Source organism: Aliikangiella maris (assembly GCF_040719265.1).
GTDB lineage: Bacteria > Pseudomonadota > Gammaproteobacteria > Enterobacterales > Kangiellaceae > Aliikangiella > Aliikangiella maris.
Genome location: NZ_JBFDAH010000008.1, coordinates 214,531 through 225,430, shown reverse-complemented (window position 1 = coordinate 225,430; position 10,900 = coordinate 214,531). Strand labels below are relative to the sequence as shown.

Annotated in this window: 10 protein-coding genes and 1 CRISPR repeat array; all 10 genes read right to left on the bottom strand. The window is 37.5% G+C overall.

The window, feature by feature from the left end; genetic code table 11:
- Positions 1-306: 306 nt before the first annotated feature.
- A CRISPR array of direct repeats spans positions 307-874; the repeat unit is 28 nt; unit sequence TTTCTAAGCTGCCTGTGCGGCAGTGAAC.
- 130 nt (positions 875-1,004) lie between these two features.
- The 10 genes from cas6f to cas1f all read right to left on the bottom strand — a co-directional run bounded on the left by cas6f (position 1,005) and on the right by cas1f (position 10,600).
- Positions 1,005-1,586: a type I-F CRISPR-associated endoribonuclease Cas6/Csy4 gene (gene cas6f / locus ABVT42_RS10070; protein ID WP_353874443.1), complete on the bottom strand. Its 582-nt coding sequence runs from the start codon at positions 1,584-1,586 to the stop codon at positions 1,005-1,007.
- Between the two features lie 18 nt (positions 1,587-1,604).
- Entirely contained in the window at positions 1,605-2,627 is a 1,023-nt protein-coding gene (gene csy3, locus ABVT42_RS10065) for a type I-F CRISPR-associated protein Csy3 (RefSeq protein ID WP_353874444.1), read from the bottom strand.
- Between the two features lie 17 nt (positions 2,628-2,644).
- The gene (csy2, locus tag ABVT42_RS10060) at positions 2,645-3,568 is read right to left on the bottom strand and encodes a type I-F CRISPR-associated protein Csy2 (RefSeq protein ID WP_353874445.1); all 924 of its coding nucleotides are present in this window, start codon (positions 3,566-3,568) and stop codon (positions 2,645-2,647) included.
- Entirely contained in the window at positions 3,568-4,884 is a 1,317-nt protein-coding gene (gene csy1 / locus ABVT42_RS10055) for a type I-F CRISPR-associated protein Csy1 (RefSeq protein WP_353874446.1), read from the bottom strand. Before csy1 ends, csy2 begins: the two co-directional genes overlap by 1 nt.
- A 55-nt stretch (positions 4,885-4,939) precedes the next feature.
- A complete protein-coding gene (locus ABVT42_RS10050) occupies positions 4,940-5,167 on the bottom strand; it encodes a hypothetical protein (RefSeq protein ID WP_367023742.1) in 228 nt (75 codons plus the stop codon).
- A 34-nt stretch (positions 5,168-5,201) separates the two neighbouring features.
- On the bottom strand, positions 5,202-5,513 hold the full coding sequence (locus ABVT42_RS10045; protein ID WP_353874448.1) for a nucleotidyltransferase: 312 nt from the start codon (positions 5,511-5,513) through the stop codon (positions 5,202-5,204).
- Between the two features lie 12 nt (positions 5,514-5,525).
- Complete coding sequence (locus ABVT42_RS10040; protein WP_353874449.1) at positions 5,526-5,936, bottom strand: hypothetical protein; 411 nt, start codon at positions 5,934-5,936, stop codon at positions 5,526-5,528.
- 12 nt (positions 5,937-5,948) lie between these two features.
- On the bottom strand, positions 5,949-6,122 hold the full coding sequence (locus tag ABVT42_RS10035) for a hypothetical protein (protein WP_353874450.1): 174 nt from the start codon (positions 6,120-6,122) through the stop codon (positions 5,949-5,951).
- Positions 6,123-6,344: 222 nt separating this feature from the next.
- Positions 6,345-9,629, bottom strand: a complete 3,285-nt coding sequence (gene cas3f / locus ABVT42_RS10030; protein WP_353874451.1) for a type I-F CRISPR-associated helicase Cas3f — start codon at positions 9,627-9,629, stop codon at positions 6,345-6,347.
- The gene (cas1f, locus tag ABVT42_RS10025; protein WP_353874452.1) at positions 9,626-10,600 is read right to left on the bottom strand and encodes a type I-F CRISPR-associated endonuclease Cas1f; all 975 of its coding nucleotides are present in this window, start codon (positions 10,598-10,600) and stop codon (positions 9,626-9,628) included. The genes cas3f and cas1f overlap by 4 nt, the downstream gene beginning before the upstream one ends.
- Between the last annotated feature and the right edge of the window lie 300 nt (positions 10,601-10,900).

Here is a 10,900-nt window from a genome sequence, read left to right as displayed (position 1 = left end):
AAACTGCTTGATAAAAATATCATCACGAGTTTTACATTCGGTATTAATTTCAAATTCGAGCGGGTTAGCTTCAAAAAAATAAGGGGCAAATAAAAAGCGCCTGCGGCTGCGTGATCTGACATAGAATGGGTCGAATAACATGGAACAAATCCCTTTAATATGTTTTTACTTTTCTTGCTAGCTTTAAATTTAATCGATAGTTTGGTAGAAAGTTGAATAGCTCATTATCGTAACAAGCTGATATTGCCGTGTCGATAAGCAAACTGTGAATCCGGTTGCAAAAATAAGCTTTGAATAACCTGATAATTTTTAAGCTGCCTGCGTGGCAGTGAACGGGGCGCGGATATTTACCGAGCGACCCGGCATTTTCTAAGCTGCCTGCGTGGCAGTGAACTACAGAAGAAATCAAAATCGGATGTAGTCCTATTTCTAAGCTGCCTGCGTGGCAGTGAACAGTTGGCGGCGGTAATATTGGCAATTTGCGCGTTTCTAAGCTGCCTGTGCGGCAGTGAACGATGATTTAAACTCAATTGGTTTGGGTTATGATTTCTAAGCTGCCTGTGCGGCAGTGAACTAGCCCCTATTGCAGATCTAACCCATTTGTTTTTTCTAAGCTGCCTGTGCGGCAGTGAACCAAAACGAGCAGAAGTCTTCTTGCCTTTAGCATTTCTAAGCTGCCTGTGCGGCAGTGAACTTTCTCAGCGAATAAAAATATATGCAGGCTTTTTTCTAAGCTGCCTGTGCGGCAGTGAACATTTGATACGAGCATGGCCGATTGATTCATTCTTTCTAAGCTGCCTGTGCGGCAGTGAACCCTCAGGTGATATAGTAATCAGAGGGACAGGATTTCTAAGCTGCCTGTGCGGCAGTGAACTACAGTATAAACGTAAAAAAATAAGTTACAACAATAACTTAGAATAAAATCAGGCAAAATACCTTCTTTTTTAAGCACTATTGTAACTTATTGATAAATAAGCAAATTTTTAAAGAGCAAAAATAAAGGGTTAAAATAGGGGTAAGCTAGCGTCCTTACTTAGCCCATAGCAATTAAAGCCTCGGCTGGATGAATTAAGTTCACCTTCCTTTTGTTCAATAAACAATGGAAATAGCTCTCCCGTACTACTACTTTTAATCCTTACAAATGGTAACTTCACTCGCTTAACCAAAGACTCAGGATACAACCTTTCTGCCTCTTCATATGTAACATTATGACGAGACATATAACGCCTTCGTAATTTTTCAATATTACTATACTTGTTTTGAGCACGTCGTACTGAAATAAATTTAGATGTATCTGGAACCTTGGTAATCTCACTTTTAAAAATATGATCACTCATTCCTTTTAGCCAGTTTTTATCCATCAAAAGCTCAAGCGATATTTTCTCTCCATGGATTCGCATCACATTACCTAAACATTGATCCTTTTTACCTATTTCATTAATTCCATAATTAGGAAAACTAACCGCAATATTAGAACTTTCAATTTCAACTAGCACTCGATGAAATTTACTAAATAAAGCATTCATCAGCATTGATGTTTTAAATTCAAAATCAGGCAATATTTTTAAATCTATATAATTATCCATTATCGTTTGCCTCTAAAGCTATTCAGATTTCTCTCCGTAAACTCCACCACGAATTAAGTTTGCAATGACATAATGTTGTTGTTCAAGCTCTGGCTTTTTCTCTTTTATAACCCAATTGTCAAGCAATGTATAAAAGTCCATTTTCTGTTTAGGTTGTCGATAAGCTTTTCCCCGATTAGTCACTGAGCCAAAAGGTTCAACAGATATAGGTCCAAGCCCTAACTCAACAGCATCAGGATACCAACTATCAATTGTTCTTAATGCATTACCGATTTTCTGTGAGTGCATTGCAGCGGTATCATTCACCGAATATAACTCTTTGCTTTTTTTACTTTTAGCAGTACTACTATCAAGCACAAGCTCTTGAGATGGAAAAACTTCTTGACCCTCACCTAATTTAACATAAGCTTCAACTTGCAAAAATGAAAAGCTATCACCTGCTAAACCTTTTTCTATTGCTTTAGATAAATCACGCAATTGTTCATTTTGATGATCAAAGTGGCGCAGTTGAAAATCGAAGCCATTAAATAACCAGCTTTTTTCTGTTGATGGTTCAAATATTTTTACTTCTACTTTTTCAGCTCCAACTCGGTTACGCCATAAAAAACGACCACTAGCAATATTAGTTGCATAACGATAAGCTAACTCAGTAAAACCATTTTCTGAAATATAGCTGGTAATCACATTTTGAAGTGCTTGCTGATAATCCTGATTATTACAAGTAGATGGTGTCTGTAAGTCACCTAAAACTCTTAGCGTAAAAGTAACTTTTAAAGTATCGCAATCAAAAGGCAACGCAGAAACATCTACTTTTTGCAAATTAGCTTTCTGGACTTCTGCATCGAGTTTTGTGGGGTCACTTTGAATCGCATTTTTCTGACGATTAGAAATTGTTCCTCTGATCGCTTTTTCAGTCACTTTAATTGCACACCATTTACTGACTTGCTCTCTACTTTCCCATAGCCCCGCAAACATTAATCCGTCAGAGTTGGAAAGTTTACGTTCAAATGCGAGTACAGAAGCTGTTTTTAATGTTGTCATTGTATTTTCCTTGAAAGCTAAATTGACTGTTCTAATTGAGATTGATAGTTGTTTTGGCACAAATATGTGCCTTTTTCCAAATCGGTTTGGTAGTACCACATGATATCTTCAAATTTTTTTATTCGATGAGGACTTAACCACTCCCCTAGTGAATAAATATTTTCAACAAATTGCACAGGGGTCGTTTCATCTCTGCACTTTGCAATCTCTCCTGCTTTGTAAAGTGGCGATATTGCATTAAACCCAATCGCTATTGGCTTTATCCAGCCAGAATAAGGCTTTGTTTTTATTTGATTATCTAAATCAAAGTTCAAACTGGCTGCATCTAACCATGCATCTAATTGCGGTGTTTTTGACTCTGCAAACCGCTTAGAATGCTCAACTAACAAATCTGTACGATTGACTAGAGCAAAACCTGGTAGCAGTGTTCTTAACCAAAAGTTAGCCTGTTGTTCTTGCTTCTCGCTACCGTCTGGTATTTCTTTAATTTTGACGCTGGTTAGTCCAGTAATAGTTCCACCAGCCAAACGCTGAGTCACAGCAAAGCTTTTAACTTTTTGTTCTAACTGCTGAATTTCTAACTCGCTTAAGTCAGGAAACTCATCAATACCAATAACCAAACTTACCGTCATATGCATACGCCCCTCTTCAACAAATGATGGTGATTTCGCTTCCTTGGTTAACGGGTTACGAGTTAAGGAAAAAACGTACTCTGAATAGCCAGAAGCCTGATAGGCATGAACCTGTGATTGATGACAGATAACACCACAACCGTTTAGTTTAAGGTTAGAAAAATCCGACTCAGTCAATGTTGATAGTTTTCTTTGTAGTGCATGAACATAACCTAAAAAGTTAGAAATGGCGGGAAACCCCCAAGTTTGCCCTGCTATCGCATTAGCATTCTCAACCATAATATTTCTAATAACAATAATCCCTTCCATTAGTAAAACTCCTTTCTAGCTCGTTCGGTTAGACGTAACTGTCGAGCGACTAATACAGTCCACTCTTTATGCTCTACATCACCAAGTGCCAGCTTTTTGCTTTCTAACATCGCATTCAACCAAGAAGCAAATCTCGCAGCGACTTTATCGTGCCATTCTTTCTTCTCCATTTCCTCTTTGAAACCTTGATCAAACTCAGCACGCTTGGGGTCAAGCCACAGTTGCTCTTCTAGAGATAGCTGGCATTCTTCACTCATGCTCCAACCTGCTGGTTGAGCATGAATGCTTGCCGCTAATGACAATAAAATTTCAATCAGATCATCAACTCCAGATCTTCGATATTCTCTTATTTCTATAGTGCTATCACGCTCAAACTTTAACTCTAGATATTTTTGTAATTTCTTAACTCTTTTATAAGCTTTATTTCGATAGACACTTAAAAATATTGACTCTGTATTGAACGGTGGTTTTTCAATGGTATTCCATGTTGGCGGCCTGGCATCTAGCAAATAATTTTTACCTCCTCGCTGAGAATTTAACTGAGAAATATTTTGCGGCTTAGTTCCGCCAAAAGTCTGTACAGCCAAGTTTGAAAAAACAGAGAAACCATTATTTTTAACCGTTTCATCTTTATTAAACTGAACTTCTCTTAAATCTTTTCTTTTATCATAAATACTTTGGGCAAAAGAACTAGCAAATAAAGGTGATAACAAATGATAGCAATCATCTATTGGCCAATAGACTTGTTTAGCCAATTTGTGAGAGGCTAATACATCACTAGAAAATACTTGCTTAAAACCCTCAAACCATTGCTCAGCTTGTTGTTGATTTTCTGCAATCGGCATTAATGGTGAAATATCATTGGATAAAATATAATCCACAAGATTTTTACCTTCATGTGTGACCTGCATTAATAGACGCCCAACATCTAAGGCGGCGGCATTACCAACAATATCAATAACAGGATTATTGAGTGAAGCGGTACTCACAAAATTATGTGAAGGCAAAGAATTGTCTGTCTGATAAAAAATATTACTTCCTTTCGCATCACCATGAATATACTTTAATGCATGAGTCACTAATTGAATTTGTTTAGCTCGGCTTGCTGCATCAGTTAGCCAATTAGCCGGTTTAAACTTTTCTTGTTCGTCTTTATATTTTTGTTGAAGATTTTCTAGTTTACTTTGTTCAATATTTTTTTCTGAATTAGTTAATTTATTGATTTCTTTTTCCAGCTTTTCCAGTTTATCACTAGCTCTAATTTGGATGTAGTCCACTATTTTAGTAGATAAACTTTCCTCTAATTGAGTTTGCACTCTCAGTTACCTCCTTATAGTTTATTTTCACTTTAAAAAATTTATTTATTAACTTTTAGTTGAAAGCATCACTCCATGTACGATCAAATCGCTTTATAAACGTTTGATCATCAACAAAGGGAGAGAAATTCCTAAATGACATCGACTTTTTAAGTGTGTCACTTCTATTTTTATCTCCTATCTGTCGTAAAATATGAATAGCATCATGATAATCAGCATCACGCCGCCATGCGCCACTGAGCTTCATACCAAGTAACTCATACCAACTTGCTGTGAAAACCATTAAATTAGCATGAGAAAATATTGGTTTATTACTTTTAGTTTGCAGACCAAAAAAAAGAAACTCCGTCATTAAGCCAGGCGTGTTTACCTTTTGGTAAGTTCTGCTCATCAGCTACTTGGTCAACTAGACTTTCAATCAGATCTTTTTCTTTCTTTGGAATAATGACATCAATATCCCTTGTCATCTGCCTACTTCCAAACATTAAAACACTGATAACGCCACCAGCAGCTACCAGTTCTACACGCTTATTTTTTTCTGTTAATAGTTGCGCTAGTCGATATAGTGCCTTTTCGATCACCGCTTTTGAAAGTGTGCCATTGCCTAGATCATAATATTGTTTTGACATAAATACTCCTTGTTAAATAAAAAACATAAAGTTACTGACAACAAGCAGATTTCTTTTCTGAAATGCTTTACAGTATTGCTCATCCTCTAATAGTCTATCGCTCTGCAATCTGACAGGGTGACTTAAGGCACCAATACCTTTACACCACTGAGGAGTTTTTTGCGAGCCATTATGGGGAGGCGAATTTAAAACTTCTGTTAATCTTTCTAGCAGGCTGGCTTTAATCGCCAAACGCAACTCATCAATATCAACAGGAAGAGAAACAGAGCTACACTCTAGATCCATTCTATACCAATCAAGAATCAAATCAGAAAAGGCAATTTCATCGCCAGACAAAAGGAGATTAGTCATTTCATCCAACAACTTTTCAGCCTGTTGCTGTTTTTCACTCACTTTTGTGTTATTTTTATTTACCTTATCCATTTATATTCCCATTTAACGAATCAATTCATAAATCACTAATAAAGCTGCCGTGATTACACCAACCATTAAAGTAGTCATAGGTACTTTTTTACTGGTTTCATTAGTCACAGAAACATTGATCTGTATATTTTTGTCATGGTTTTGTCGATCGTTCAATTTATCATTACTTTCATCTCTCTTATTCACCCTCTTTCCCCACTATCAAATCATCAGTAGATAAAGCATAAAATAAAAAAACACCCAAGTAAACACCATATTATAGAAACAATTATAAAACAATTCTTATTATCCTCATCATATAGTTTCAGTTATAATGTTTTTACTGCCGCGTAGGCAGCTTAGAAAATATTTTAGAACCAATTAACTAAAATATTCACTGCCGCATAGGCAGCTCCTATCAGGCGCTTATCAAAGCGCCTGATAAACCCCACAAGTACTTGAATAGAGCCAGGTTTTCTCGGAATCTCTTAACCTTATGGCTCCAAACTTGATACTCGTACTGAGCAAGCTTTCACCATTTTGCTCAGCCATATTCTCTAGTAATTCTTGCACCTGATAATCTCCCCAAATAGAAATACCATTATTCAATTCCACCTCAACCGCTTTAAACTGAGCTTGAGCAGACTTATATTCCCCATTTCGATGCCAGCGATAAAACTCGGTCTCGCTACCAGAATCATCAGCTCTTAAGAAGTACTCACTATCAGGTATTGATCGACGAAATGGCGTTTCCCGCTGTAATTCGTAAGTCCAACTAGCAGGTGACCGCCACCAATTATGTGCACCTATCCTAGCCGCTTTATCAAACAGCGCAGCTTGTAAATGCCCATGTTCCAAATCGACTAAATTGTCATGAATATTTAGTGGGTTATTGGGCTTTATTCGTGGAATAGAGCTTATAACGTCATATTGCGACTTATCTAAAATAGCGTTTAAACTATGATTGTTTAACTGAAACTCTCCAGACTCAAACCCTGGTTGAGAAAATGCAAGTTTCTTATTCATTAACCCTTTGTAGTTTGTATCAAGCAAAATGAGATTTTCTGTCTCTGCCGGTTTTTGCCTATGCCGTTGAATACGCCCCGCCAGTTGAATGATTGAGCGCATGGAAGAAGGCTCTGCGATTGCCCAGTCATAATCATGATCACGCCCAACCTCGGCAACCGCACTGGCAATCACAATAAATATATGATGAGTGGCTTCACTTTTTTTCAGCGATTGTTGAATGATCGGTTGTTTCCAAATAGCAGTTTCGTCATTGCGAGTTAATACTTTATCGAGTTGTTTCTCCATTTCTGAACGTACAATAAGCGGATGTTGGCTGTGATAAATACAAAAATGAAGATGATAATTTTCATTAACAGGTGAACTCATTAAATTTTTTGCTACCGCAACTAGCGGATTGATGTTAGCCATTCTGACTAAACCAATACTAATTTTTTTATAACACTCTTTTTTATTAAACTCTGTAGCGCTGATGTAGTGTTTTTGGTGTAATTGGTAAATGTTATCTCGAATAGTTTCACTGAGTACTTCAATAGCGACTTCTGCTTTTTGCTCGCATGTATTAACCGAAGCGATAACAGCTTTATGAATAGGTGTTTTTTTGTTGAGTTCTTGTACTCGTTTATCAGCAAATACAGTTTGCTGCTGCTGAAAGCTTTCCAAATCATAACATTGTTCACTCACTGAGCGATATTCGTCAAACCACGCGCAACTGATAGGTGGCTGAGCGCTCTGCTCACCTCTCGCCTTATGGTAATGTTCTCTACCTTCTCGATAGGCATCGAATAGTGCACTCACAATTGCAGGTGGTAAAGTCGCTGAAGAAAGTAAAACTTTTGAGCCTAATAAACCAGCCCAGTTCACCAATCGAGTCAATGCAGGCAAATCGGCAATATCAAAATCATCTGGCTCATCCAGTACCAGATCAGAAGTCATTAGCCTTAACATGGGCGCAATTTGTCTGCCTCCTCTGGCTGATTCTGTTGCAGGCATCAAATGGTCAATGGTGCTGACAAGAATAGGCGCATTAATTAACTGATTTAATTTAGGCTGCTTTTCTAACCAATTTTTTAACGGGCTATCAGAAATGGCTCCATCATAAAAAATGTGTTGAGTTTCATCAGTGAGTTCATCAGCTGACTCTGAACCAGGTACTTTTTCTTCATCTCGCTCATTGTTATCTTGCTCACTATTATTTCTTTCATGTAACTGTTTGACCGTTTGAGAACCAATTAATACAGCAATATCTTCTTCTGATAACATTAATCGTTCTTTTAAAGCATCCCCAGTTTGTAAAGTCAAAGTTCGCAAGCCAAGTGCGATACTTAGTCGCCACCCATCTTCTGGTTTAGTTAACGCATACATAATACGGACATTAGCAAAAGTTTTTCCTTTGCCTGTTGACGCCATGTTAACGCCGAAGAAGCCACACTTTTCACTGCTTTCTTGCAAAGCTCTTGCAATATCATAGGCTTTATCTTGCCACTGAAAACGCTTTATTGATGTTCGCTTTTTTAAAAGTTGAAGCTTGGTAATTGCAGGAAGCTCATCTTTAAGTGCAGGTAGTGCTCGAACCAGTTTTAATGTATTTTGATAAACACCCACTAAATGTTCATCTAATTTCTGCTTAAGGACTTTTGTTTTCCGATCGCTATTGGCATAAGCTTTATATTTTTGATCAGTTAAAGCTTCATTAGCCGGTAAAGATGAATAATAATGATCAGCTAACATTAGACTCATGCGAGCAACATGCAAAGTATATTTGTCATAAAGCCAATTGTTTTGTTGAAAAAAGCAAGCTCTTTTCAGAGCTCTTTTAGCAACGCTTCTTGCTCTGTAACACCATAATGAACTTTTAAAAGCGGTTCCTTTCGGGAAGGACCATACCTCTTTTAGTTCAGCCGACTTCCACTCTTTGTCTATTTGGGGAGAATTCCAAAGTGCTGACACATGTTTGTTAAGTAACCCCTCAATAAACTTAGCTCTTAGGCCAGATTCGCCGGGCTTCACTTTACGTTGTGGCAGTTTATGATGAGTTAATATAAGCCAGCCGATTGTTTTAGCCAAGGGAGGTAAATCCTGTAAAGGGCAATATGAATGAACTTTTAGGTAAGTCGATTGTTTGATTTTATCTTTTATTTTTTTATCTTCACTCGTTTGAATTTCACTTAATTTTTTTAACCATGCTTCATCATTTAAATCACCAACAAAGGCGCAAAATATAATGAGCGAAATCCATTCATGACGAAAAGGCTCTGATAGTTTACTCTTTTTATCAGGATCAATTTTATTTTGAAAAAGCTGATTAGCTTTGCCAAAATCATGAAATAATGCGGCGATTGCTGCAAGCAGTGTGATATCTTCAGCGGTGTTCCACTGACTTTTAGGGTTGTTTAAAAAGTTTCGCCGAGTACTATTCACCGGCACAACACCCTCAGCATTAAACTTATTCCTATTCCCCACAACCCAAACCAACTCACTCCTCGCCCGACTCCTAATCCAATGACAACTCACAGCCGTACTCCGTGAAGCCGTTCTTTTCAACAACTTCCTCACTGCGTTTAATCCTTCTTGAGTAATCACCGTCTGCCAAACATTATCCCCAATACGATTAGCAAAGGCATCTAACACTCGCCGAGTTTTCTTCAGCGCGTTCTTCTCACACTGGCTGACAAAGGTAACCATCATGGTTGTGCAACACCTTGATTGGCGTCATCCCAATCAGTCTTAAGCGCGATTTGCTTCACCACATCAAACATAAAATCCAACACCTTGTGATCAGTAAAGGCCTGCAAACACTGTTGCCTGAATTCCTGTTCTGTGGCATTCTCTTTGGCACAAATAAAAGCCCAAGGCAGCACCACGGAATCTTTAATTAAATCGGCAATATCGAATACCAACGCACCACGACGAGTTTTCCCATGCATCACCGCAAAGCCATGCGGAATACCTAATACCCACAAAGTCGTTGCTGCTAATCCATAGGCTAGATAATTACCATGATTTAAAAAATCATTGGCTAAATCGGTTGATTCTCGGCTGCGGACAAAGTCGGGAAGTTTGGTATTGGTTGCAGCTAATTTGTAAAGTCGTTTAGTAAACTCAGCTTCGAGTTGCAGTAATTTACCCACGTTAGCGGCTTGTTCAACTCTGTTACTCATTGCGCTAAACGCGGTTTGAATCAATTCATCCTCAAAGTGAAATCCTTCATTTATTAAGTCTCTATCTTTTGACCAAACCCGTTTTAAAAAGGCAATACGCGATTGTTGAATATGTTTTGCCGCAATCAATCGCTTAGCATCATCAAACCAAAACCCCATCCACCCCTGCATATACTCAGTCGGCCGATACTCACTTTGTGGTGTTAACCACTCAATTTCACTCGCCATTAACAATGGCGTTCCACCACCACCGCAAAAACCAACTAACACTCCCGCTTGTGCCAGCATACGCATTGCCGCTTGTGTTATTGACGTTCCTGTTCCTAATAACAGACAAGTGGTATTGGCGATGGGAATATTCCAGAATAAATTTTGATTCTTCTCTTCAGTTAAATACAAAACTCGGCCATCTTTTTGCATTACCCGGCATTTTTCCAAATAATAGATGTTAGCTCTTTTAGAATGCAAAATGGCTTTTAGATCGGTTAACTGTTCCATGTTTTCATGTTCCAGGTGAAAAAAATTCGTTAAAGGTTGATTTTAGTTATTCATAATAAGATAAAAAATTTAGTGTTAAGATTATTTTTTTATTTCAAACATAAAGGTTGGGGTCGCAACCAAAAAATTAAATCATAATTCTTTTTATAATTCATCTTTTTTTAGAAAACTTTTTTCAATAAACCCATAAAATTAAAATGGAATAAAGTTCAAATTAATCATTAACTTATTGAAAAATAAAAGTCATTATGCCAAAACAAATTTCATTGCCCACACTGATTTATTTGGTTCAATGAAATA